Source organism: Streptomyces sp. NRRL WC-3605, assembly GCF_001509795.1.
In the GTDB taxonomy this organism is placed as follows: domain Bacteria; phylum Actinomycetota; class Actinomycetes; order Streptomycetales; family Streptomycetaceae; genus Streptomyces; species Streptomyces viridochromogenes.
In genome coordinates this window covers 1-22,505 of record NZ_LLZN01000067.1, presented here as the reverse complement: position 1 = coordinate 22,505, position 22,505 = coordinate 1, and the positions used below count along the sequence as shown (strand labels likewise).

Sequence of the window (22,505 nt, the reverse complement as noted above, 5' to 3'; positions counted from 1 at the left end):
ACACGTAGAGTCACACACGTTCACACAGCGTTGCCGGAGGTGGCAGTCCAACGCCCGCCCCGTGACGGAGCGGGCGTGAACCTGGCACTTCCTGCGGCTACTTGAGGGCGGCGCTGTTGCAGCCCATGTCCGAGCCGAGGTGGCTGGGCTGGGCGCCCGGGGAGCCCTCGCCGTTGAGGGCGTTGGCCAGCGCGCCGTTCAGGGCGCCGAGGTTGCCGAGGACGTCGATGTTCATGTCGTGCGACCGGCACTCGATGCCCTGCGTGATGTCCACGTCGTGGGCCCTGCCCTCACCGTGGGCCAGGGCGGTGCCGGCGCCGAACGAGCCGACGCTGCCGAGGACGGCGCCCACGAGGGCCACCTTGTGGAGCTTGCGCATGTTCTCTCCGTTGGTCTTGCGATTGCGGGGGTGTACGGCGGATCGGTGCGGTGATCAGCCGAGGCGGGGCAGGCCCAGCTGGCCCACCGGGGGCGCCGCGACCTGGCCCAGGCCGAGGCCCGGCACCTGCGGCGCGCTGGCCGGCGAGATCAGCGGGTTGATCAGCGGGTTCACCTCAGGGTTCACCTGCGGGTTGACCTGCGGCGCGACCCGCGGCGCCGGCTCCGGGTTGAAGACCTGCGGAGCGGACACGTGCGGGGCGACGTGCGGCATGACCTGCGGTGCGGCCTGCGGCGTCACCTGCGGCACGACCTGCGGCACCGCCTGCTGCGGGGCGGCGGCCTGCGGGGCTGCCCCGGGGGTCGCGGCCTGCGCGTAGCCGCCCGAGGTGGCGGCGGCGCTGGCGTATCCGGCGGGCTGCTGCGGGGCGGCCATCGCAGCGGGCGCCGGAGCCGGGGCCGCGTACTGCGGGGCCGGCTGCGGACGGCCGGCGGCCGCGGTGCTCTCCGAACGGGACGTCGCCGCCGCGGCGACCGGCGCGCTCTGCTGCGGCGCCTGGTACTGCGGAGCGGGGGCCGGGGCGTACTGCGGCGCCTGGTACTGCGGAGCCGGAGCCGCGTACTGCTGCGGCGCCTGGTACTGCGGAGCGGGCGCGGGAGCCGCGTACTGCGGAGGCGCCTGGTACTGCGGGGCGGGAGCCGGTGCCGGGGCCGCGTACTGCGGCGCCGGGTAACCGGGAGCGGGAGCCGGGGCGGCACCGCTGTACCCGACGGGATAGTCGGCGGCCTCGCTCACGCCGGCACCGATGGCGGTGAGACCGCCTGCCGCCGCTACGACGAGCGCGGCCTTGTGAAGCTTGCGCATGGAAACCCTCGGCCCTTCATTACCTGTGCAGGGAAATCCGTATTAATTCTGTGGGATGTCGCGTGCGCTCAGTCTGATATTCGTACTGCGCCCTTACAGGGGTAATGCCTGAGCTGTCATGTGGACTTCACGCCTTCCTGTTGGGGAACGACAGGGGGACGGCCAGGTCACGGCACGCCGAATTCCGTCACTCAAATGCCACCGGTCGGATAAAAGCATTCCGTGGCAAACGGGTGACCGCGTATTCCGGGACGTGACCGCACAAGCCGCCGTGTCGTTCCCCGCACAGGGTCGGAGCGACGTCGTCCATCGCAGTCACATTTCCGTACGTCCATGCACAGGTCAATGAAGGGCCGAGTTCCATGCGCAAGCTTCACCAGGTCGCGCTCGTCGTGGCAGCAGCCAGTGGTCTGTCGGCGATCGGCGCGGGCCCCAGCCTCGCCGGCGAGACGCCCGCCGGTTACGGCGGCGGCGCCCCGGCCGCGCCGCAGCAGGACGCCCAGGCCGCTTCGTGGACCAACTCCCAGGCCAGTGCGCAGTCCTCCAACCTGCCGGCCGCGCAGCGCCAGGCGCCCGCCCCGGCCGCGGCCCCGCAACAAGGCGCGGAGGTCAGCCCGCAGGTCAGCCCGCAGCTGAGCCCGAAGATCAGCCCGCAGGTCAACCCGCAGCCGGCCGCCGCAGCGCCGTCCGGCCCGGTCCAGCAGGCCAACCTCTTCCGCCCGTACCAGGAGTGCAGCCCGCAGAGCCTGCTCAACGCGGCCGTCCCGGTCGCGGTGCTCGCCGCCGCGGAGACCCGGGGCATCGACTGCGACCAGGCCAACAGCCAGGCCAACTCCCTCGCGCACGCCCACGCCACGCGCTGACCAAGACATCCGGGTGCTTCCGGGTGCTTCCGGGGGGACATCGATCAACTCGGCGTGCCGCCCCGGACATATCGGATAGTTCCTATTAATCTCCGGTAACTGTACGAAGTCGATCTCTCACGGATCGCACCCCACCTCACTCCACCGGAGATGACATGCACAAGCTTCGCAAGGCCGCCGTCGTGGTCGCCGCCCTCGGCACCGTCGGATTCCTGGGCGCCGGCACGGCCACCGCGCACGGCGACGAGGGCCACGGCAAGAGCGGCGGCGACAAGTACAGCGTCCTGCAGAGCTCCAACTGCAAGTCGCACGACCTGAACCTGGACGTCCTCGGCGAGGTCGGCATCCTCAACGGCCTGCTGGGCAACGGCCTCAACGGTGAGGGCAACCCCGCCGCGCAGGACACCCACCTCGGCTCGAGCATGGGCTGCAGCAACAGCGCCTTCTGAGCCACCCGGGCCGCACCGCCGGCCCGAGCAGGAGGACCAAGTCCCGGCGCCGGACCGCGAGTCCGGCGCCGGGACTGCTTTTTGCTCTCAATTCATAAGCGCACATGCCGAATTCGCCGGCCATCGGCCAAGGCGGTGAGACTTTTCCGAATTCGGGCGCGCCGCCCATTGCTTTGAAATACTTCTTATTAGTCTCCGTAACTGTACGAACGCGGTCCGTGACGGACCGCAAACCCCTCCACTCCACCGGAGATGAACATGCACAAGCTCCACAAGGCCGCCGTCGTGGTCGCCGCGCTCGGCACCGTCGGACTCCTGGGCGCCGGCACCGCCCAGGCCGACCAGGGCGGCTGGGGCCAGAAGGGCAGCAGCGTCAGCGTCCTGCAGAGCAGCAACTGCCGTTCGCACGACGCCAACGTCGACATCCTGGGCCAGGTCGGCATCGCCAACGGCCTGGGCGGCAACCTGCTGAACGGCGAAGGCAACCCCGGCGCGCAGGAGACGAGCCTCGGCTCCTCCATGGGCTGCAACAACAGCGCCTTCGGCAAGTGACGTAAGGGAGTTCGCTCCCGACGCACGAAAGAGCCGGACCCGGATCACTCCGGGTCCGGCTTTCTCGTGTCAGAAGTCGAACTTGGGGAGCTTGAAGCCCTTGGGCAGCTCCGCCCGGTTGTTGCACTCGACCACGGGGCCCGAGTCCGTGGCACCCTCGTCCACCGCCCGCCGGTCGACCCCGACGAAACGCGGCCGCTCGGTCGTCGAGCAGTCCTGCTTCTGCTGGAGCACGTAGCCGTTGCGCTTGTCCTTGTGGGCGACCTCGGTCTTCTTCACGCAGACGATGTCGCCCTGCGACGTGATGGTGCAGACCCCCTTGGAGTCGTCCGCGAACGCGGGTGCGGCGCCGCCGTAGAGGACGGCGAGCGCTCCGATGAGCCCCGAGACGGTTGCGATCTTCTGTCGACCGGTCATGTGCTGCGTTCCTCTTGTCCTGGAGATGGTCGAGTTTCGAAAAACCCGTCGCCCGCGCGAACTCGGACGCGCACGGCGACGGCACCGCCGCAGCCCGGCCGCGCACCCCGAAGGGTCTGCCGCGCGGCCGGGCTGCGAGTCGCTGAGGGTTTCACCGGCACACCGCGTGCGGCGTACCGGGGGAATCCGATGCGAGGCCCTGAATCTCGTGCACCGGTTTCCCGCGGGGAGATGCTTACTTGGCGGCGTACTCGCCGTAGCCGTACTCCGGGGCGGCGGCCTCGGGAGCGGCCTCCGGGGCGGCCTCGGGAGCGGCAGCCTCGGGAGCGGCAGCCTCGGGAGCGGCGACCGGAGCGGCCTCCGGAGCGGCCTCCGGAGCGGCCTCCGGAGCGGCCTCCGGAGCGGCGGCCTCGGGAGCGGCAGCCTCGGGAGCGGCGACCGGAGCGGCCTCCGGAGCGGCCTGCGGCTCGGCGGCCACCGGCGCGGCCTCGGGGGCGGCGGCCTCTTCGGCCTGCGGGACACCGGCCATGGCGACGGCGTTGGCCGAGGAGTTGGCCACCGCGGTGACGAACTGCCCCTCCCACTCACCCTCGCCGGCGAAAGCGGTACCGGCACCGATACCGAAGGCGGAAAGCCCCGCAACAGCCGCGGCTACCACCGCGACGCGCTGAAACCTGCGCATGGATTGACCCTTTCTTCCCGGGCGCGAAGCCCTGGTTGACTACTTAATGTGAGCATATACAGTCAATCCGTAGCAATTTGGGATCTTTCACTGTCGCGGGAGGTGTGTCGGCGGCGTTCTCCTTCAAGGGAAAACGACATGACCCCGGGGCCGGGTCACGGCCCTGAAGGCACGCTCACCCAATTGCCGAACAACCGATCCGAGCACGTTCCGGGCGCGTTCCCGGGCGCGTTCCGGAGCACAAAAAAGCGACGGCCGGATCAGGTCTCCCTGATTCCGGCCGTCCGCTGCTTTCTTCGTACCGCGGTCGTCCGCTCAGCCCAGAAGACGGGCGATGAGCGGGCTCACCTCGTTCTGCTCACCGCTGTCGGCGGGGGCCGCGGGCGCCGGCTCGTTCATGTCGGCGCACGTGATCTGCGGGCCGATCCGGGTCTTGCCGTTGGACAGGACGCCGGGGGCGGGCAGGGTGAGGGGCTGCGACGGCTGGCAGTTCACGCTGCGCCGCAGGACGAAGTCCTCGCCCTCGGGGGTCTGCCCGGTGACCGTCTGCGTGCAGATGATGTTGCCCTGCGCGTCCAGGGCGCAGGCCGGGCTCGCGGCGTGGGCCTGCCCGGCGCTGATACCGGCCAGGGCGAGGCCGCCGAGCAGCCCCGAGACAGCCACGATCCTCTTGCCGTTGAACATGTGTTGCGTCTCCTTCGTGGGGGTGGGCCCGGACACGCCTTCCCGAGGGCCGCGCGGGAACGGGCCCCCTCGGGGGTGACTCCGAAGGGGCCCGCGGAAGGCGTCGCGCACGACTTCGCCGACCGTCAGCGGGTGAAGGCGTTGTTGAACTGACCGCAGGTGGTGTCGAAGGTCTCGGAGAGGCCGAGCACGGCGACCGGGACGTCGGTGGCGGCCACGGTCTGCGGGCTGCACTCCTGGTACGGGCGGTACATGTCCGTCACGGTCGGCGTGGCGTCGTGGGCGACGCTCGTACCGGCACCGATGGCGGTGAGCCCGCCGGCGGCGGCAGCGGCGATCATGACCTGGTGGAGCTTGCGCATGGAACCCTCGGATTTCATTACATGGAGCTGAGGCTGATTGCCCACTGTGACTACGTGAACACTAGCAGTAGCGAGCCTATTCCATGACGGGGCATGTCCCGTGTTCCTGAGGGGACATGGGGGTGTGAAAGGGAACGGGAAAACACGTGCGGGGCGGCCTCTTTCGAGTCGCCGCCCCGCAGTCGCCGGGAGCCCCCTGTCGGATTCGAACCGACGACCTGCTGTTTACAAGACAGCCGCTCTGGACCAACTGAGCTAAGGAGGCATGCGCGCGGTGTACGCACGCGCCCGTGCAGTGTACCCACCTCAGCGGCCGGTTCCGTCGAAAATTTCCGCGAAGTTCACATGCTCCATGTAATGACAGACCAGGCGAACGCCAGGTAGCGTCCAGTGCCAGTCCGCACATGTGGACTACACCAACCACCTTCCTACAACGGATCGTCCGGCACGTTCCTGCCGGTAGAAGGGGGCCCATTCACCATGGCCACTGTCTCGTTCGACAAGGCGACCCGGATCTACCCGGGTTCCGACAAGCCCGCCGTCGACGCACTCGACATCGAGATCGCGGACGGAGAGTTCCTCGTCCTGGTCGGCCCGTCGGGCTGCGGCAAGTCCACCTCGCTCCGGATGCTCGCGGGGCTCGAGGACGTCAACGCCGGAGCCATCCGTATCGGTGACCGCGACGTCACGCACCTGCCGCCCAAGGACCGGGACATCGCCATGGTGTTCCAGAACTACGCGCTGTACCCGCACATGACGGTCGCCGACAACATGGGCTTCGCGCTCAAGATCGCCGGTGTCCCGAAGGCGGAGATCCGCCAGAAGGTCGAGGACGCCGCGAAGATCCTCGACCTCACCGAGTACCTGGGCCGCAAGCCCAAGGCGCTCTCCGGCGGTCAGCGCCAGCGTGTGGCGATGGGCCGCGCCATCGTGCGTGAGCCGCAGGTCTTCCTCATGGACGAGCCGCTGTCCAACCTGGACGCCAAGCTCCGTGTCTCGACCCGTACGCAGATCGCGTCGCTCCAGCGCCGCCTGGGCATCACCACCGTCTACGTCACCCACGACCAGGTCGAGGCCATGACGATGGGCGACCGTGTGGCGGTCCTCAAGGACGGTCTGCTCCAGCAGGTCGACACCCCGCGCAACATGTACGACCGCCCGGCCAACCTCTTCGTCGCCGGCTTCATCGGCTCCCCGGCCATGAACCTGGTCGAGGTCCCGATCGCCGACGGCGGCGTGAAGTTCGGCAACTCCGTCGTCCCGGTCGACCGCGACGCGCTCTCCGCGACCACCGACAAGACGGTCACCGTCGGTGTCCGCCCCGAGCACTTCGACGTGGCCGGCCCCGAATCGGAGAAGGGCCTCGCCGTCACGGTGAACGTGGTCGAGGAGCTCGGCGCCGACGCCTACGTCTACGGCTCCGCCAAGGTCGGCGGCGACGACTCCAAGGACCTCGTGGTCCGCGTCAGCGGCCGTGACGTCCCGGAGAAGGGCAGCACGCTGCACATCGTCCCGCGCTCCGGTGAGACCCACGTCTTCTCGACGTCGACGGGCGCGCGCCTGTCCGACTGAGACGGCGATCACCGGGTGAGGCACCCGCGTTGAAACGAGGAGGGCCCCGCAGATCCCTGCGGGGCCCTTTTCCATGTCGACAAATACCCCGGCATACCGGTCATTTCGAATGGTGTGCGTCAACACGCAACCCACGAAAGGGGACTGCCCGTCCCTCGAACCGGTGACTAAATGTCGCCATATCCGCACTGAACGCTACCCTCACTCGCGTGAAGCACTCCACCACCCAACAGACACGACGCGGCCACCGGGGCCCCGCCCGCCAGCTCGGCCGCACTCTCGCCCTCGTCCTGCCCGTCGTCCTGGTGCTCTCCGGGACACTCGCGGTCACCCGGGTCAACTGGTCGGGGAACTCCTCGGACTCGGTGCTCACGGCGACCGACGTCACGAGCGTCGGCGGTGCGAAGAACGCCGCCCCGCGCGCTCCGCAGGACGTGCTGCGCGACCGGCTGCTGACCGAACTGCAGGAGAAGAACCCCGGGATCGCCCTGACCCATCTCCAGCAGGCGGTCGACGAGCGTCCGTCGCTGGGCCGGCACTGCGCGTCCATCGCCCGCGCCCTCGGCCGCGCCGCGGTCCGCGCGTACGGACCGAACCGCGCGCAGTCGTTCGCCCGGCCCGTCTGCGACACCGCGTTCGCGTCGGGGGTGGCGGCCGCTCACCGCTGATCACGCCGACCGGGTGCCTCCACGGAGGCACCCGCGCGCTTCCGGACGGTTACGGCCGATGGCGGGACGGTTTCCCGCGCGTGCCGGGAGCGGGGCGCCGCGTACAGTGCGGTCATGACCGATCCGAACGCCGCGTCCCGCCCCGTTCAAGCCGTCGTCCTGGCCGGTGGCCAGGGCACCCGGCTGCGCCCGTACACCGACGACCGGCCCAAGCCGATGGTCGAGATCCCCGGCACGGGGACGCCGATCATCGGCCATCAGCTCGTCTGGCTCGCCGAGGAAGGCGTGACGGACGTCGTGATCAGCTGCGGGCATCTCGCGGAGGTGCTGCAGGACTGGCTGAAGTCCGCCGACCTGCCGGTGCGCGTCACGACCGTCGTCGAGACCGAGCCCCTCGGCCGCGGCGGCGGTCTGAAGTACGCCGCCGGCCACCTCCCGCACCCCGACCAGCCCTGGTACGCCACCAACGGCGACATCTGGACGCGTTTCTCGCTGCGCGACATGGCCGACTTCCACGCCGAGCGTGACGCCGTCGCCACCCTCGCCCTCGCGCGGCCGCGTATCCCCTGGGGCGCCGTGAAGACGGACGGCTTCGGGCACATCACGGACTTCATCGAGGCCCCGCCGTCGACCTTCGAGATCAACGCGGGCGTCTACGTCTTCTCCCCCGCCTTCGCCGGCCTGCTGCCCGAACGCGGCGACCACGAGCGCACCACGTTCCCCCATCTCGCCCGCGAACGGCGCCTGTACGGCTTCCCGATCCCGCAGGGCGCCTATTGGAGGGCCATCGACACCGCGAAGGACCTCACGGAGGCCGCGAAGGAACTGTCGGCGCTGGGCCGCTGAGCGCCCCCCGGCGGCCGTACGACGGCCCCACACGGGCGAAGGGGCCCCGGACACGAGATGTCCGGGGCCCCTTCGGCGTCCTGCGGTGCCGGCTATCCCAGCAGTCCGCCCACCAGGCCGGGCCGGTCCGGCTCGGAGCCGCCGCCCGTGGAGCCGCCGCCGGAGGTCGGGCCGCCGGACGTCGGGTCGGTGGTGCTGGGCTCCTGGTCGGTCGGCGACGACTGCTGGGGCGGCGCCTGCCCGGCCGTCCCCTGCGTCTGGCTGGGCGTCCCGACCCCGGTCGAGCCGGCGTCCCGGGTGGCGCCCGGAGCGCTCGCCGCGCCGGACGGGGACGCGGAGCCCGAGGTGGCGCCCTGCGTCGGCGAGTTGGAGGCCGACGGCGTCTTCCGGTGCCGCTTGTGGGGCTCCTGCGGCAGGGGCGAGCCGGGCAGTTCGTTGCGCGGGGCCTCGCCCGGGCCGGGCACCACCACACGGTCGGCGTCCCGGACGGCACCGCCGAGCAGGGAGCCGACGAGCAGGGTCAGCCCGGTGACGAGCGCCGTGATCAGGGCGCCGCGGCGCAGCACGTACTGCCGCAGCTCCCAGATGTCGGAGCGCGGGCCGAGCCGGCGCCAGGCCATGCCCGCGAGACGTCCGTCGATGGAGTAGACGGGCGCGCCGGCGATGATCAGCGGGGACCAGGCGGCGAGGTAGATGATGTCGGGCGCGTCGTAGGCGGGGACGCTCTTCCAGCTGACGGTGACCAGCAGCGCGGCGGACAGCAGCGCGCCGACGACCGCCGCGACCCGCTGCCAGCAGCCCAGGACCGTGAGGACGCCCACGATGACCTGGAAGAAGGCGATCACGAGGCCGGAGCCGACCGGGTGCGCGAGCGCGAACTGGCGCAGCGGCTCGGCGACTTCCCATGGGTGCAGGGTGTTGAGCCAGGTCACCATGGAGCCGCGCTTGCCGCCGTCGAAGTAGACGGGGTCGCACAGCTTGCCCATGCCGGCGTAGATGGAGATGAAGCCGAGGAAGACACGCAGCGGGAGCAGGACGACGCCGAGGTTCATCCGGCGTCCGGGGTAGTACGCGTGCCGGGCGGGGTCGTCGCCGGAGCGCTTGGGCGCCGCCTCGGTGCCGTCCTCCGGCTCGCCGTCCTCGTCGTGCGGCCCGAAGTCGTCGGCGGAGTACGCGTATTCCTCGTCGTACGCGCTCTCGACCGTGCGCATGTGGGGCAGCAGACGGGTCTCCAGGGACTCGTCGTGCGTGCGCTGCGCGCCCACGATCGGGGTCTCGACGGTCCGGGTCAGATCGTCGTCGTAGCCGTCGTCGCCGTAGCCGCCGGCGTAGCCGACGTCGACGCGCGGGATGACCTGGGTGCCGCCCCCGTAGGGGTCCGGCTCGTCGCCGTGCCGGACGCTGCCGTCCCGGGCGGCCTGGAGGAGGCGGTGGGCGCCGGTGTCGTCGGGCGCCGACATGCCGTTCCAGACGGACACCCGGCGCCGGGCGCCGGACGCCGCGCCCGCGGCGTCGGCGGCGGGCACGCGGGCGGGGTCCCGGGTGGCGCTCAGGTGCCGTGCGATCCGCTGGGACGTGGGGCGCCCGGTGGACGCGCCCAGCAGCACGCGGAAGCTCGCGTGATTGACGATGATCTGCGCCGGATCGCTCGGCACCTTCACCATGCTCAGCGCGGGAGCGTCGTCGTATCCCGACGAGCGGTCCCCCGTGGGAGTGCGGGGTGTTCTGGTGTCCACACTCAACTAACCGAGTGACGCGAGGTTAGGACACTGCCTTGACCGGCCCGATCTGTCCGGACCCCGTCAAGGATGCGCAGGTCGCACCACTGTCACCGTAATTAGCCCGCACGGGTGACCCCACGGACAGGTGTTCAGCGGCGCCGGCGGGCCGCCTCGTACAGCACGATCCCCGCCGCCACACCGGCGTTGAGGGACTCCGCGCCACCGGGCATCGGGATGCGCACCCGGACGTCGCAGGTCTCGCCGACCAGGCGCGACAGGCCCTTGCCCTCGCTGCCGACGACGATGACGACCGGGCCGCCCAGGGCCTCCACGTCACCGAGCTCGGCCTCCCCGTCGGCCGCGAGACCGACGACCACGAGGCCCGCCTTCTTGTACGCCTCCAGCGCCCGGGTCAGGTTCGTCGCCCGGGCGACCGGCGTCCGGGCCGCCGTACCCGCGGACGTCTTCCAGGCACCGGCCGTCATGCCCGCCGCGCGCCGCTCGGGCACGACCACGCCGTGACCGCCGAACGCGGAGACCGAGCGCACGACAGCGCCCAGGTTGCGCGGGTCGGTCACGCCGTCGAGGGCGACGACGAGCGGGTCCTCGCCGGCGTCGGCGGCGGCGCCCGCCAGGTCCTCGGGGTGCGCGTACTCGTACGGCGGGACCTGCAGGACGAGGCCCTGGTGGTTCAGGCCGTTCGTCATGCGGTCCAGCTCGGGGCGCGGGGCCTCCATGAGGTTGATGCCGCCGCGCTCGGCGGCGAGCTGGAGGGCCTCGCGGACGCGCTCGTCGTTGTCGATGAACTGCTGCACATAGAGGGTGCTGGCGGGCACGCCCTCGCGCAGCGCCTCGACGACCGGGTTGCGGCCGACGACCAGCTCCGAGGTGCTCCTGCCGCCGCGGCCGCGCGGCACGGGACGGCGTACGGCCTGCTTCGCCTTGGCGTTGGCGACGCGGTTCTTCTTGTGCCCCTTGCGCATCTCGGCGGGCGGCGTCGGACCCCGGCCTTCGAGAGCCTTGCGTCGCTGGCCGCCACTGCCGACCTGCGCGCCCTTCTTGCCGGACATGCGGCGGTTGTTCGCGGCCATGACCTACCTGTCTGTCGTGAGCGTTCGAAAGTACGTACTGTGCAGTGTGCCGCCCGGAGGGCCGGGCGGCACAATCGATCTTCCCGGGAGCCGGTCCGGTCAGCGCGGGCCGAGGCTCCAGCGCGGACCCTGCGGGCCGTCCTCGATGGCGAGCCCGGACTGGTTGAGCTGGTCGCGGATGGCGTCCGCGGTCGCCCAGTCCTTGCGGGAGCGGGCCGCCTCGCGCTGGTCGAGGACCATCCGGACGAGGGTGTCCACCACGCCGTGCAGGTCCTCGCCGCGGTCGGTCTCCCCGGCCCAGTGCGCGTCGAGCGGGTCGAGGCCCAGCACGCCGAGCATGGCCCGCACCTCGGCGAGGCGCGCCACGGCGGCCTCCTTGTCGTCGGCGGCCAGCGCGCTGTTGCCCTGCCGGACCGTCGTGTGCACGACCGCCAGCGCCTGCGGGACGCCGAGGTCGTCGTCCATCGCCTCGGCGAAGGCGGGCGGCACGTCGGCGGACGGCTCGACGACGCCGGCCTTCTCCACGACGCGCTGCACGAAGCCCTCGATCCGGGCGAACGCCGACTCGGCCTCGCGCAGGGCCTCCTCGCTGTACTCGATGGTCGAGCGGTAGTGCGGGGTGCCCAGGTAGTAGCGCAGGACGATCGGGCGCCACTGCTTGACCATCTCGGACACCAGCACGCTGTTGCCGAGGGACTTCGACATCTTCTCGCCGCTCATGGTGACCCAGGCGTTGTGCACCCAGTACCCGGCGAACTCGTCGCCGTAGGCCTTGGCCTGGGCGATCTCGTTCTCGTGGTGCGGGAAGATCAGGTCGAGTCCGCCGCCGTGGATGTCGAAGGCGGAGCCCAGGTACTTGTGGGCCATCGCCGAGCACTCCAGGTGCCAGCCGGGGCGGCCCCGGCCCCACGGCGTCTCCCAGTCGGGCTCACCGGGCTTGGCGGCCTTCCACATCGCGAAGTCGCGCGGGTCCCGCTTGCCGGTGATGCCCTCCTCGGTGGGCTGGCGCATCTCGTCGAGGTCCTGCCGGGACAGCTCCAGGTAGGAGGGCCAGGAGCGGACGTCGAAGTAGACGCTGCCGTCGGCCTCGTAGGCGTGCCCGCGCTCCATGAGGCCGCGCATCATCTCGACCATCTCGGTGATGTGGCCGGTGGCGCGCGGCTCGTACGTCGGCGGGAGGCAGCCGAGGGCGGTGTAGCCGTCGGTGAAGGCGCGCTCGTTCTCGTAGCCGATGGACCACCAGGGGCGGCCCTGTTCCACGGACTTGGTGATGATCTTGTCGTCGATGTCCGTGACGTTCCTGATGAACGTCACGTCGTAGCCGCGGTACGCGAACCAGCGGCGCATGATGTCGAAGTTGAGACCGGAGCGGATGTGCCCGATGTGCGGCGCGGCCTGCACGGTGGCGCCACAGAGGTAGATCGAGACACAGCCCGGCGTGAGCGGGGTGAAGTCACGGATCTGCCGGGCGCTGGTGTCGTACAGCCGAATAGTCACGACACCTAGGGTAGTGGGCCGATCCCACTGCCCGGTGCCTTGGCGGCGATTCGCCGCCGTCCCGCGCCGCCGCCGCCGTCAGCCGTCCCCGGCGACCCGCACGACCAGCGCCGTCGCCACGGCCATCAGGCCCTCGCCCCGGCCGGGGAAGCCCAGGCCGTCCGTGGTCGCGCCCGACACCGACACCGGTGCGCCCGCCGCCTCGGAGAGGACCTTCTGGGCCTCGTCGCGCCGCTTGCCGATCTTCGGGCGGGGGCCGACGACCTGCACGGCGATGTTGCCGATCCGGAAGCCGGCCTCGCGCACGATCCGGGCGGCCTCCGTCAGCAGGACGGTCCCCGGCGCCCCCGACCACTCGGGGCGCCCGGTGCCGAAGTGCTGTCCGAGGTCGCCGAGCCCGGCCGCCGAGAACAGCGCGTTGCAGGCGGCGTGGGCGACGACGTCCGCGTCGGAGTGACCCGCGAGTCCGGGTCCCTCGCCCTCCCACTTCAGGCCGGCGCACCACAGTTCGCGGCCGTCCTCGAAGGCGTGGATGTCGGTGCCGATGCCGACCTGGGGCAGCGGGAACGTCTCAGAAGCCATCGTTGAGCCTCCTGCGGGCCAGGACCGCCTCGGCGAGCACCAGGTCCAGGGGCCGGGTGACCTTGAAGGCCTCCTCGTGGCCGGGTACGACCACGACGGTCAGGCCGAGCCGCTCGACCATGCTCGCGTCGTCGGTGACGTCCTCGGTCACGGTCTCGTGCGCGCGGACCAGGGTGGCGCGGTCGAAGCCCTGCGGGGTCTGCACCGCGCGAAGCCGGGCACGCGACGGGGTGGCCACCACCGGTTCGGGGGTGCCGGGCACCTCGGCGGGCTCGACCTCCTTGACCGTGTCGGCGAGCGGCAGGGCGGGCACGACGGCCGGCGCGCCGTCACGGACGGCCTCGATGACGGCGTCCACGGTGTCGACGGGGACCAGCGGGCGGGCCGCGTCGTGCACCAGGACGATGTCGTGGTCCGGCGGCAGCGCGTCCAGGCCGAGCCGGACGGACTCCTGCCGGGACTCGCCGCCCGGCACGACCAGGAAGTCGGTCCGCTCGGGGAGCGCGTGCACGTCGAGCAGGCTCTTGACCTCGGCGGCTCCCTCGGGCGGGGCCACGACGACCACCAGGGAGACGGAACGCGAGGCCGCCATGGCGCGGACGGCGTGGATGAGCATGGGCGTGCCGTTCAGCGCGCGCAGCGCCTTGGGGGCGCCGGGACCGAGGCGCACGCCCCGTCCGGCGGCCGGGATCACGACGGCCGTGCGGGTGCCGGCGCGCTCTTGCGGGGGCGAGGGACGCGATTCGTCGGACATCGGTTCCTGTCAGGTTTGTGTGCTCGGCCCAGGTGGGTATGGCCTGGGCGTGCCCCCTGCTCGGGCGTCAGCCTGAGCTGGGGGAGTGCCGGGCGCGACACCTTGACCGGACCCTTCCGTGACAGTCGGTCGAGACAGCTGCCCGGGCCCGGCACGTCCAGTATCGGGGGCGCCCCCGAGATCAGACGTCAGCGCAGTGCGAACATGCCGCAGCGCCCGGCGACTGGAAGTCATCGGGCACCGCGGCACTTTTATCGATCACGCAGCTGCGATCACACAGCACTGGCTCGTGCTGAGCTGAGGCGGATGGACCGCGTCAGGACGCGAGGACCTCGTCGAGCAGGGCCTCGGCCTTGTCCTCGTTCGTGTTCTCCGCGAGAGCGAGCTCGCTCACCAGGATCTGCCGGGCCTTGGCGAGCATGCGCTTCTCACCGGCGGACAGTCCACGCTCGCGCTCACGACGCCACAGGTCACGCACGACTTCCGCGACCTTGATGACATCGCCGGAGGCGAGCTTCTCCAGATTTGCCTTGTAACGACGCGACCAGTTCGTGGGCTCCTCGGCGTACGGCGCGCGCAGCACCTCGAAGACCCGGTCCAGCCCGTCCTGACCGACCACATCACGTACGCCGACGAACTCCGCATTGTCCGCTGGCACACGTACCGTCAGGTCACCCTGGGCGACCTTCAGCACCAAGTAGGTCTTGTCCACGCCTTTGATCTGACGAGTTTCGATAGCCTCGATCAGCGCGGCCCCGTGATGGGGATAGACCACGGTGTCGCCAACCTTGAACGTCATGTGACAGGTACCCCTTCCGTGGCTATCCAGGGTAACACGGAAACGGCGGGTTCTGAATGGCGTTTTCGCAGGTCAGGGCATATCTCAGGGCTTGACAACTCCAACAGGAACGTGCTGCGCAGGCCGAACGGAAGCAGGTATTCGCAGGTCGGAGGGGCTCTGCGGGCGGGCCGAAACGCGCCCGTCACACGCCTCCGAGCCTGCCCACGAGCGACCTAACGTACACAAATGTCCGGTTCCTTGTGTGCGACTTCCGCTACTCCGTTCGGCGTCCCGAGTCGGGTCCCGGTCGATTCCGGAATTGATCACTACCCGGTCGGCGGTACGTCCGGGTGATCAATTCCGGGGGTCCGCGCATTCCTTCACGGAAATGCCGCGAGCCGCGATGCGGTGCTCCTTATGTGAATGACGGACCAGCTCACGGGCAATGCGGCGGCCCGAGCACAAGTGGGTGAAGGGACGGGTGGTGGAAGAGGGACTTCGCGGGCAGTTGGCGGCTCAGGGGAGGGTCGGGTGCGGCCGGGCGGGAACGGCTCGGTAACCTGAGGCCGCTGACAGACACTTAGGGCGGCTTCCCGCGCCCGCCCCGTTCGAGTCAAGGAGTTGCCGCCGCCGTGAGCAGCAGCCTTCGACGCGGCGCCCTCGCCGCCGCCGCCCTCGCGTTCTCGATGACCTCGCTCGCCGCGTGCGCAGCCGGCAACAACGCGCAGACACTGGAGATCAAGCCGGACAACGCTGCGACCAGCGTCGGAGCCATCAAGATCCAGAACGCTCTCGTCGTGACCCAGCCCGAGCTGGAGTCCACCGGCCCCGCCGTGGTCTCCGCGACCCTGTTCAACTCGGGCGACACCGCCCAGACGCTGGACTCGGTGAAGGTGAAGGACTCCGGCGAGGAGGCCGAGCTCAAGCCCGCCAAGGGCGGCAGCCTGACCATCCCGGCCGGCGGCTCGCTCATCCTCGGCGGCAAGGACAACGCCTCCGCCGTGCTGTCCAAGGGCCGCGAGAGCATCCAGGACGGCAACGCCCAGGCGATCACCTTCACCTTCAGCAAGACCGGTGACGTGAGCCTGCGCGCCCTCGTCGTCCCCGCCGACAGCTACTTCGAGAGCTGGGGCCCGAGCGCGGTCCCGTCCGCCCCGGAGGCGGGCGCCGAGCCGTCCGGCTCGGCCACCGGCACCCCGGCCGCCGGCACCACGCCGAGCGGCGGCGCCTCCGCGGACGCCGACGCGAACGCCGGTGCGGGCACGGGCACCGAGGAGACGGGCACCGCCGTCCTCCCCTCCGACAGCGCCTCCCAGTCGGCCAACGCCGGGCACTGAGCGCCGTAGACGCGCCGAAGGGCGGGACCCCACACACGGGGTCCCGCCCTTCGGCGTGTCGGCACGGTCCGGGCCGGTCTACGGCTCGAACTTGTAGCCGAGGCCGCGCACGGTCACCAGGTACCGGGGGGCGCCCGGGTCCGGCTCGATCTTGGCGCGCAGGCGCTTGACGTGGACGTCCAGGGTCTTGGTGTCCCCGACGTAGTCGGCGCCCCAGACCCGGTCGATGAGCTGCATCCGGGTGAGGACCCGGCCGGCGTTGCGCAGGAGCATCTCCAGCAGGTCGAACTCCTTCAGCGGGAGGTCGATCTTGGCACCGGAGACCGTGACCACGTGCCGGTCGACGTCCATCCGGACGGGGCCCGCCTCCAGGGCGGCCGGGGTCACCTCCTCGGGCTCGCCGCGGCGGCGCAGCACGGCCCGGATACGGGCGACCAGCTCGCGCGAGGAGAACGGCTTGGTGACGTAGTCGTCGGCGCCTATCTCCAGGCCGACGACCTTGTCGATCTCGCTGTCCTTGGCGGTGACCATGATCACCGGGACGTTGGAGCGGCCGCGCAGCTGGCGGCAGACCTCCGTACCGGGCAGGCCCGGCAGCATCAGGTCGAGGAGGACGAGGTCGGCGCCGTTGCGCTCGAACTCGTCGAGTCCGTCGGGCCCGGTGGTCGCGACCGCGACCTCGAAGCCCTCCTTGCGGAGCATGTACGACAGGGCGTCGGAGAAGGACTCCTCGTCCTCGACGACGAGCACTCGGGTCACGGATGGACCTCCGGGGCGGAAAGCGTTTCGTACGCGGCTGACTCGGGGGTGGTGCGGGAATGCGTGGGGACTGCGGGCCCGGCCTCGTCGTCGGGACCGGGCTGCTGCTGGGCGCGGTCGCGGGACGCGCCCGCCTCCGGCAGCCGCAGGGTGAAGGTGGAGCCCTGTCCTTCGGAGCTCCACACCGTGACCTCCCCGCCGTGCGAGGCGGCCACGTGCTTGACGATCGCCAGACCCAGCCCGGTGCCGCCGGTGGCACGGGAGCGGGCCGGGTCGACGCGGTAGAAGCGCTCGAAGACGCGCTCCTTGTCCTTGTCCGAGATGCCGATGCCCTGGTCGGTCACGGCGATCTCGATGTGGTCGCCGCCCGGCGCGGTGATCCGGCGTGCGGCGATGCCGACTCGGGTGCGGGCTGGCGAGTAGTTGACGGCGTTCTCCACGAGGTTGCCGAGCGCGGCGGCGAGCTGGCCGCGGTTGCCCCAGATCCTGAGGTCGGCGGTCCCTCCGGAGGCCATGGTGATCTGCTTGGTCCCCGCCGCGTGCCGGCAGCGGTCCATGGCCTCGGCGACGAGCTCCTCCACCCGGACCGGCTCGGCGTCCTCCAGCGGGTCGTCGTTCTGCACCCGGGAGAGGTCGATGAGCTCCTGCACCAGGTTGGTGAGCCGGGTCGCCTCGATCTGCATGCGCCCGGCGAAGCGCTCGACGGCCTCCGGGTCGTCGGCGGCGTCCATGACGGCCTCGGACAGCAGCGAGAGCGCGCCGACCGGCGTCTTCAGCTCATGGCTCACGTTGGCGACGAAGTCCCGGCGGACCGCTTCGATGCGCCGGGCCTCGGTGAGGTCCTCGACCAGCAGGAGGACCAGCCGGGAGCCGAGGGGCGCGACCCGCGCGGACACGGCGAGGGCCTCGCCGCGCCCGGTGCCGCGCCGCGGCAGGTCCAGCTCGACCTGCCGTATCTCGCCGTCGCGCCGGGTGTCGCGGGCCATCTGCAGCATGGGCTCGACCGACAGCCGGCCGCCGCGGACCAGGCCGAGGGCGTACGCCGCCGAGCTGGCCTTGACCACGGCGTCCCCCTCGTCGAGGACGACGGCGGAGGAGCGCAGCACCGACAGGACCGTGTCCACGCCGGGCGGCAGGACCGGGTCGGTGTGCAGGGAGGTGCGGGTGGGGCGTTTCAGGTCGCGTTCGCTCCAGCGGAACGCCAGCATGGCGATGACACCGGTGAGCACCCCGGCGATCGCAGCCGCTGCGGCGACCGCCGCGTTCACGTCCATGCGTCCAGGTTAGGCATGGCCCAGGTCATGCCCACAGCGTCCGGAGTGCGACCTCCGACACTCGTCGCCCAGAGTTCACCTGGGAGACGGGGCCGGTTCACCGGGGGTGGCGGAAACGGACGCGTGGCACTCGCATCGTGGGACCGTCGGGGGCGGTACGGCGGCTCCGCGGGAGGCGTCGGCGGTTCGGGACGACGATCGCACTGATGGTTACCCGATCGTCGGACCGTAGTGCCGCCGGACTGTCGGACTGTCGTGTCGTCGGACCGTCGTTCTGTCGTTCTGTCGGGCCGTCTTTCTTCCGACCGTACGACTGTCGACGGTCCTACTGGTCCTACGGACCTACTGTCATAAGGCATGACCGTAGGAGCGTCCGACACCCGGCCATGCGGAATTCCCGGTGGGACGACGGGCTGCCGGACCCACCCCTGAGGCAGATGTGAGAGAGGGACCCTGATGCGGGACGCGTACCACGAGGAACTGGACTCGATCGGCGACGGACTGGTCGAGATGGCCCGGCTGGTCGGGTCGGCGATCGGGCGCGCCACGACGGCCATCCTCGACTCCGACCTGAAGCTGGCCGAGAGCGTCATCGAGGCGGACCAGAAGGTCGACGACCTCCAGCACGACCTGGAGGCGCGGGCCATCGCCCTGCTCGCCCGGCAGCAGCCGGTGGCGACGGACCTGCGGATCGTGGTGACCTCCCTGCGCATGTCGGCGGACCTGGAGCGGTCCGGCGACCTGGCCCAGCACGTGGCCAAGCTCACGCGGCTGCGCTATCCGGAGCGGGCGATCCCGCAGGACCTGCACGCCACCATCCTGGAGATGGGGCAGCTGGCCCAGCGCCTGATGGCGAAGGCCGCCGAGGTGATCGTCACCAAGGACGTCGACCTCGCGCTGCAGCTGGAGCAGGACGACGACGAGATGGATCTGCTGCACCGCACGCTCTTCCAGCACCTGATGGACGAGCGCTGGAAGCACGGCATCGAGACGGCCGTCGACGTGACGCTGCTCGGCCGCTACTACGAGCGGTACGCCGACCACGCGGTGGCGGTCGCGAAGCGGGTCGTCTACCTGGTCACCGGTGAGCACGCCGACGAGCTCCAGGCCGACGTACAGCCCGAGATCACCCCGGCCCCCGGAGCGGACGGGGTGTAGGGCGGACGGGGTGTAGGGCGGGCGATGTGCAGGGCGGGCGGGGCGTGGGGCGGGCGGGCTCGTGCGCGGGTCCGAGCGGGGCTCGCGGGGTCCGGTCCGGGCGCGTGCGAGCCTCCGTGCGCCGTTGATGCGCCCAGCGGGGCGGGCATCCAATGGGCACAGGCACCAGCCTTCCAGGAGGGACCGACCATGGCCGAATCCCCCAGCACGCCCGACACGACGACCGACCCCACGAGGGAACGCCCGAGCGAACAGCCCGCCGACGTCCGGAGCCTTCCCCTGTTCGGGGCATGCGGCTGCGGCTCGGGCTGCGGATGCGGGTGCCAGTCCGGCAACCCGTGCCAGTGCGGGTGAGGTGAGGGGCGGACCGCGCTCAGGGTGCCGTGTCCACGGCGCCCGGCAACGCCTGCTCGGCCCAGATGACCTTGCCCTGCGAGGTGTACCGGGTGCCCCAGCGCTCGGTCGTCTGGGCGACCAGGAAGAGGCCGCGGCCGCCCTCGTCGGTCGTCGCGGCGTACCGCAGATGCGGTGAGGTGCTGCTGGAGTCGGAGACCTCGCAGGTCAGGACCCGGTCGCGGATCAGCCGTACCTGGATGGGCTCGCAGCCGTAGCGGATGGCGTTGGTGACGAGCTCGCTCAGGACCAGTTCCGTGACGAAGTCCAGCTCGGACAGACCCCACTCCGCCAGCTGGGCGGAGACGGTCTCGCGCACCCCCGCCACGGCGGACGGGTCGGGCGGCACGTCCCAGGTGGCCACGTGGCCGGCCGGCAGCGCCTTGGTCCGGGCGATCAGCAGGGCCACGTCGTCCGTCGGGCCGGCCGGCAGCAGCGCGTCCACCACCGCGCGGCAGCTGTCCTCCGGTGAGCGCTCGGGGTGGCCGGTGAGTGCCTGGCGCAGCAGTTCCTGGCCGACGTCGAGATCGCGGGTGCGGTCCTCGATGAGGCCGTCGGTGTACAGCACGAGCTGGGTGCCGTCGGACAGGTCGAACTCCGCCGTGCGGAACGGCATCCCGCCGAGCCCGAGCGGCGGCCCGCCCGGCAGGTCGGGGTAGGTGACCTCGCCGTCGGGGGCGACCAGGGCGGGCGCCGGGTGGCCGGCCCGCGCCATGGCGCAGCGGCGCGTGACGGGGTCGTAGATCGCGTACAGGCAGGTGGCGCCGACGACGGCGGCGCGGTCGGCGCAGGCCTCGTCCTGGTCGATCCGGCCGACGAGGTCGTCGAGGTGGCTGAGCAGTTCGTCGGGGGGCAGGTCGAGCGTCGAGAAGTTGTGCACGGCGGTGCGCAGCCGGCCCATGGTGGCGGCGGCGTGCAGGCCGTGCCCGACGACGTCGCCGACGACCATCGCGACCCGGCTGCCCGGCAGCGGGATCACGTCGAACCAGTCGCCGCTCACCCCCGACTGCGCCGGTATGTAGCGGGAGCCGACGTCCAGCGCGCTCTGCTCGGGCAGCTCCCTCGGCAGCAGACTGCGCTGGAGGGTGACCGCCATCGTGTGCTCGCGGGTGAAGCGGCGGGCGTTGTCGATGCTGACCGCGGCCCGTGCGACCAGTTCCTCGGCCAGGGACAGCTCCTCCGCGTCGAACGCCTCGTGCTCCTTGCCGCGGTAGAAGTTGACCAGGCCCAGGACGGCGCCACGGGCCCGGATCGGCGCGGCGACGAGCGAGTGGATGCCGTAGTCCAGGATCTCCCGGGTGCGCTCCGGGTCCTGCGCCTGCCAGTCGGCGGCGTTCGCGAGGTCGGCGACCAGGACGGAACGGCCGGTGCCGTAGCCGCGGGCCTGCGGGGTGGTGGGCAGGAAGTCGATGAGCCGGTCCACCTCGTAGAGGGGGTGGTCGTCGCGGATGCCGTGCGCGGCGACCCGCCGCATGTCCGTCGCCGTGAGCGTCGGCTCCTCCCCCTGCACCACGCCGTCGGCGAGGTCGACGGTGACGTAGTCGGCGAAGCGGGGGACGGCGATCCGGGCCAGTTCCCCGGCGGTGCCGACCACGTCCAGGGTCGTGCCGACGCCGAGGCCCGCGTCGTACAGCAGCTTGAGGCGTTCCCGGGCGACCTCCGCCCGGCCGGAGACCGCCTGCAGTTCGGTGGTGTCGCGGAGGGTGACCACGGTGCCGCGGGGGCCGGCCCGGTCGGTGTGCCGCTGGTTGATCGCCAGCAGGCGGTCGCCCGCGAAGTGCACCTCGTCGGTGGCCTCGCGGCCGGAGACGAGCAGCTCGACCGTCTCCGGGTCGAGCCCGGACAGCTCGTCCACATACCGGCCCTCGGCGTCCGGGGACAGCTCCAGCAGGCGCCTGGCCTCGTCGTTGGCGAGCAGCAGCCGGCCGTCGTCGATGATCAGCACGCCCTCCCGCACCGAGTGCAGGACCGCGTCGTGGTGCTCGTAGATGCGGTTCATCTCGTCCGCGGCCAGGGCGTGGGTCTGGCGCCGCAGCCGCCGGCTCACCAGGGCGGTGCCGCCCGCCGTCACGGCGAGCGCCCCGGCGCCGGCGCCCAGGATGATCGGGAGCTGGCGGTACGCCTCGCCGGTCACGCTCTTGACCTTCAGTCCGGCTGAGACCAGGGCGATGACCTTGCCGTCCGTGTCCTCGATCGGGACGGTCGCCTGGACCTCCTTGCCGAGGGGCCCCTGCACGCTCTCCGTGTACACCTGGCCCGCGAGGGAGGGCTCGATCGTGCCGACGAACCGCTTGCCGATGCGGTCGGGCAGGGGGTGGGTGTAGCGGATGCCGTTGGTGTCCATGACGACGATGAAGTCGACGCCCGCGGCGCCGCGCCCGGCCTCGGTGAGCGGCTGGAGCACCTCGGAGGGGCTCTCCGACCGCAGGGCCGCGAGGACGCCGGGCGCGTGCGCGAAGGTCTGCGCGACGGCGACCGAACGGCGCTTGGCCTCGGTCTGGGTGTCGCGGCTCGACTGGAGGATCAGGGCGACGACGGCGCAGACCACGAGCAGCAGGACGAGCGCCACCTGCAGCACGAACACCTGACCGGCGACACTTCGAGGGCTCCTGCCGACCAGCGAGCGCCACCGCCCCCGCGTCCACCGGTCGAATCGGTCCGACATGTCGCTATTTGTACCATCGGCATTTTCTGCTGGCTACGGCGTGTCCTAGCTAGGGGCGGGGGGGGGGGGGGCGGGCGGCGGGCGGGGGACTGCCGGATGGGGCGGGGGGGGGGGGAGAAAAGGCGCGGGCGGGGCCCCTTGGCCGCGGTCGGAAG

At 71.4% G+C, this 22,505-nt stretch carries 23 protein-coding genes and 1 tRNA gene; 8 read left to right on the top strand and 16 right to left on the bottom strand.

From position 1 onward, the window contains the following. Positions 1–97: 97 nt before the first annotated feature. Together ADL34_RS22130 and ADL34_RS22125 are read right to left on the bottom strand one after the other, a co-directional pair. Complete coding sequence (locus tag ADL34_RS22130; protein ID WP_062669066.1) at positions 98–379, bottom strand: hypothetical protein; 282 nt, start codon at positions 377–379, stop codon at positions 98–100. Positions 380–433: 54 nt separating this feature from the next. Beyond that, the gene (locus tag ADL34_RS22125) at positions 434–1,243 is read right to left on the bottom strand and encodes a hypothetical protein (protein WP_062669067.1); all 810 of its coding nucleotides are present in this window, start codon (positions 1,241–1,243) and stop codon (positions 434–436) included. A 362-nt stretch (positions 1,244–1,605) separates the two neighbouring features. Between ADL34_RS22125 and ADL34_RS22120 the strand changes: the two genes are divergently transcribed. The 3 genes from ADL34_RS22120 (at position 1,606) to ADL34_RS22110 (ending at position 3,107) form a co-directional block, all read left to right on the top strand. After that, complete coding sequence (locus tag ADL34_RS22120) at positions 1,606–2,106, top strand: hypothetical protein (RefSeq protein ID WP_062669068.1); 501 nt, start codon at positions 1,606–1,608, stop codon at positions 2,104–2,106. Between the two features lie 155 nt (positions 2,107–2,261). Next, the gene (locus ADL34_RS22115) at positions 2,262–2,555 is read left to right on the top strand and encodes a hypothetical protein (RefSeq protein ID WP_062669069.1); all 294 of its coding nucleotides are present in this window, start codon (positions 2,262–2,264) and stop codon (positions 2,553–2,555) included. A 258-nt stretch (positions 2,556–2,813) separates the two neighbouring features. After that, on the top strand, positions 2,814–3,107 hold the full coding sequence (locus ADL34_RS22110) for a hypothetical protein (protein ID WP_062669104.1): 294 nt from the start codon (positions 2,814–2,816) through the stop codon (positions 3,105–3,107). A 69-nt stretch (positions 3,108–3,176) separates the two neighbouring features. Here ADL34_RS22110 and ADL34_RS22105 read toward each other — a convergent pair whose 3' ends face one another. The 5 genes from ADL34_RS22105 to ADL34_RS22085 form a co-directional block, all read right to left on the bottom strand. Continuing rightward, positions 3,177–3,524, bottom strand: coding sequence for a hypothetical protein (locus ADL34_RS22105; RefSeq protein WP_234375075.1), 348 nt, complete (start codon positions 3,522–3,524; stop codon positions 3,177–3,179). 235 nt (positions 3,525–3,759) lie between these two features. Next, positions 3,760–4,206, bottom strand: coding sequence for a hypothetical protein (locus tag ADL34_RS36420; protein ID WP_199835613.1), 447 nt, complete (start codon positions 4,204–4,206; stop codon positions 3,760–3,762). A 315-nt stretch (positions 4,207–4,521) separates the two neighbouring features. Beyond that, positions 4,522–4,890 (bottom strand): hypothetical protein, encoded by a 369-nt coding sequence (locus ADL34_RS22095; protein ID WP_062669070.1) that lies wholly within the window; start codon positions 4,888–4,890, stop codon positions 4,522–4,524. A 125-nt stretch (positions 4,891–5,015) separates the two neighbouring features. Continuing rightward, a complete protein-coding gene (locus ADL34_RS22090) occupies positions 5,016–5,252 on the bottom strand; it encodes a hypothetical protein (RefSeq protein WP_062669071.1) in 237 nt (78 codons plus the stop codon). A gap of 190 nt (positions 5,253–5,442) precedes the next feature. Further along, positions 5,443–5,517: transfer RNA gene (locus tag ADL34_RS22085), tRNA-Thr, on the bottom strand. A 215-nt stretch (positions 5,518–5,732) separates the two neighbouring features. On the opposite strand from ADL34_RS22085, the gene ADL34_RS22080 reads away from it, so the two are divergent. The 3 genes from ADL34_RS22080 to ADL34_RS22070 all read left to right on the top strand — a co-directional run bounded on the left by ADL34_RS22080 (position 5,733) and on the right by ADL34_RS22070 (position 8,338). Then, positions 5,733–6,824, top strand: a complete 1,092-nt coding sequence (locus ADL34_RS22080) for an ABC transporter ATP-binding protein (RefSeq protein ID WP_062669072.1) — start codon at positions 5,733–5,735, stop codon at positions 6,822–6,824. A gap of 209 nt (positions 6,825–7,033) precedes the next feature. Next, positions 7,034–7,492 carry a hypothetical protein gene (locus ADL34_RS22075; protein ID WP_062669073.1) on the top strand — a complete coding sequence of 153 codons (459 nt, stop codon included), beginning with the start codon at positions 7,034–7,036 and terminating at the stop codon, positions 7,490–7,492. 114 nt (positions 7,493–7,606) lie between these two features. Then, positions 7,607–8,338: a nucleotidyltransferase family protein gene (locus ADL34_RS22070; protein WP_062669074.1), complete on the top strand. Its 732-nt coding sequence runs from the start codon at positions 7,607–7,609 to the stop codon at positions 8,336–8,338. Between the two features lie 92 nt (positions 8,339–8,430). Here the strand turns inward: ADL34_RS22070 and ADL34_RS22065 are convergent, their stop codons facing one another. The 6 genes from ADL34_RS22065 to ADL34_RS22040 form a co-directional block, all read right to left on the bottom strand. Further along, entirely contained in the window at positions 8,431–10,074 is a 1,644-nt protein-coding gene (locus ADL34_RS22065; RefSeq protein ID WP_079034235.1) for a DoxX family protein, read from the bottom strand. 134 nt (positions 10,075–10,208) lie between these two features. Beyond that, entirely contained in the window at positions 10,209–11,150 is a 942-nt protein-coding gene (gene rlmB, locus ADL34_RS22060; RefSeq protein ID WP_062669076.1) for a 23S rRNA (guanosine(2251)-2'-O)-methyltransferase RlmB, read from the bottom strand. A 99-nt stretch (positions 11,151–11,249) separates the two neighbouring features. Further along, entirely contained in the window at positions 11,250–12,647 is a 1,398-nt protein-coding gene (gene cysS, locus ADL34_RS22055; protein ID WP_062669077.1) for a cysteine--tRNA ligase, read from the bottom strand. A gap of 78 nt (positions 12,648–12,725) precedes the next feature. Then, on the bottom strand, positions 12,726–13,229 hold the full coding sequence (gene ispF / locus ADL34_RS22050; RefSeq protein WP_062669078.1) for a 2-C-methyl-D-erythritol 2,4-cyclodiphosphate synthase: 504 nt from the start codon (positions 13,227–13,229) through the stop codon (positions 12,726–12,728). Continuing rightward, positions 13,219–13,983 carry a 2-C-methyl-D-erythritol 4-phosphate cytidylyltransferase gene (ispD, locus tag ADL34_RS22045; protein WP_062669079.1) on the bottom strand — a complete coding sequence of 255 codons (765 nt, stop codon included), beginning with the start codon at positions 13,981–13,983 and terminating at the stop codon, positions 13,219–13,221. Before ispD ends, ispF begins: the two co-directional genes overlap by 11 nt. A gap of 316 nt (positions 13,984–14,299) precedes the next feature. Beyond that, positions 14,300–14,782 carry a CarD family transcriptional regulator gene (locus tag ADL34_RS22040; protein ID WP_003953493.1) on the bottom strand — a complete coding sequence of 161 codons (483 nt, stop codon included), beginning with the start codon at positions 14,780–14,782 and terminating at the stop codon, positions 14,300–14,302. Between the two features lie 614 nt (positions 14,783–15,396). Between ADL34_RS22040 and ADL34_RS22035 the strand changes: the two genes are divergently transcribed. Then, complete coding sequence (locus ADL34_RS22035) at positions 15,397–16,101, top strand: hypothetical protein (protein ID WP_062669080.1); 705 nt, start codon at positions 15,397–15,399, stop codon at positions 16,099–16,101. 78 nt (positions 16,102–16,179) lie between these two features. Here ADL34_RS22035 and ADL34_RS22030 read toward each other — a convergent pair whose 3' ends face one another. Both ADL34_RS22030 and ADL34_RS22025 read right to left on the bottom strand, forming a co-directional pair. Continuing rightward, a complete protein-coding gene (locus tag ADL34_RS22030; RefSeq protein WP_062669081.1) occupies positions 16,180–16,860 on the bottom strand; it encodes a response regulator transcription factor in 681 nt (226 codons plus the stop codon). Beyond that, positions 16,857–18,134 (bottom strand): sensor histidine kinase, encoded by a 1,278-nt coding sequence (locus ADL34_RS22025; RefSeq protein WP_062669082.1) that lies wholly within the window; start codon positions 18,132–18,134, stop codon positions 16,857–16,859. Before ADL34_RS22025 ends, ADL34_RS22030 begins: the two co-directional genes overlap by 4 nt. A gap of 456 nt (positions 18,135–18,590) precedes the next feature. Here ADL34_RS22025 and phoU point away from each other — a divergent pair, with 456 nt between their 5' ends. Beyond that, the gene (phoU, locus tag ADL34_RS22020) at positions 18,591–19,292 is read left to right on the top strand and encodes a phosphate signaling complex protein PhoU (RefSeq protein ID WP_062669083.1); all 702 of its coding nucleotides are present in this window, start codon (positions 18,591–18,593) and stop codon (positions 19,290–19,292) included. A 373-nt stretch (positions 19,293–19,665) separates the two neighbouring features. On the opposite strand, the gene ADL34_RS22015 is transcribed toward phoU, so the two are convergent. Further along, on the bottom strand, positions 19,666–22,350 hold the full coding sequence (locus ADL34_RS22015; RefSeq protein ID WP_079034237.1) for a SpoIIE family protein phosphatase: 2,685 nt from the start codon (positions 22,348–22,350) through the stop codon (positions 19,666–19,668). Positions 22,351–22,505: the final 155 nt, after the last annotated feature.

Coding starts and splice junctions, on each gene's coding strand:
- ADL34_RS22130 (WP_062669066.1), bottom strand. CDS start 379: ATGCGCAAGCTCCACAAGGTGGCCCTCGTGGGCGCCGTCCTCGGCAGC.
- ADL34_RS22125 (WP_062669067.1), bottom strand. CDS start 1,243: ATGCGCAAGCTTCACAAGGCCGCGCTCGTCGTAGCGGCGGCAGGCGGT.
- ADL34_RS22120 (WP_062669068.1), top strand. CDS start 1,606: ATGCGCAAGCTTCACCAGGTCGCGCTCGTCGTGGCAGCAGCCAGTGGT.
- ADL34_RS22115 (WP_062669069.1), top strand. CDS start 2,262: ATGCACAAGCTTCGCAAGGCCGCCGTCGTGGTCGCCGCCCTCGGCACC.
- ADL34_RS22110 (WP_062669104.1), top strand. CDS start 2,814: ATGCACAAGCTCCACAAGGCCGCCGTCGTGGTCGCCGCGCTCGGCACC.
- ADL34_RS22105 (WP_234375075.1), bottom strand. CDS start 3,524: ATGACCGGTCGACAGAAGATCGCAACCGTCTCGGGGCTCATCGGAGCG.
- ADL34_RS36420 (WP_199835613.1), bottom strand. CDS start 4,206: ATGCGCAGGTTTCAGCGCGTCGCGGTGGTAGCCGCGGCTGTTGCGGGG.
- ADL34_RS22095 (WP_062669070.1), bottom strand. CDS start 4,890: ATGTTCAACGGCAAGAGGATCGTGGCTGTCTCGGGGCTGCTCGGCGGC.
- ADL34_RS22090 (WP_062669071.1), bottom strand. CDS start 5,252: ATGCGCAAGCTCCACCAGGTCATGATCGCCGCTGCCGCCGCCGGCGGG.
- ADL34_RS22080 (WP_062669072.1), top strand. CDS start 5,733: ATGGCCACTGTCTCGTTCGACAAGGCGACCCGGATCTACCCGGGTTCC.
- ADL34_RS22070 (WP_062669074.1), top strand. CDS start 7,607: ATGACCGATCCGAACGCCGCGTCCCGCCCCGTTCAAGCCGTCGTCCTG.
- rlmB (WP_062669076.1), bottom strand. CDS start 11,150: ATGGCCGCGAACAACCGCCGCATGTCCGGCAAGAAGGGCGCGCAGGTC.
- ispF (WP_062669078.1), bottom strand. CDS start 13,229: ATGGCTTCTGAGACGTTCCCGCTGCCCCAGGTCGGCATCGGCACCGAC.
- ispD (WP_062669079.1), bottom strand. CDS start 13,983: ATGTCCGACGAATCGCGTCCCTCGCCCCCGCAAGAGCGCGCCGGCACC.
- ADL34_RS22040 (WP_003953493.1), bottom strand. CDS start 14,782: ATGACGTTCAAGGTTGGCGACACCGTGGTCTATCCCCATCACGGGGCC.
- ADL34_RS22025 (WP_062669082.1), bottom strand. CDS start 18,134: ATGGACGTGAACGCGGCGGTCGCCGCAGCGGCTGCGATCGCCGGGGTG.
- phoU (WP_062669083.1), top strand. CDS start 18,591: ATGCGGGACGCGTACCACGAGGAACTGGACTCGATCGGCGACGGACTG.
- ADL34_RS22015 (WP_079034237.1), bottom strand. CDS start 22,350: ATGTCGGACCGATTCGACCGGTGGACGCGGGGGCGGTGGCGCTCGCTG.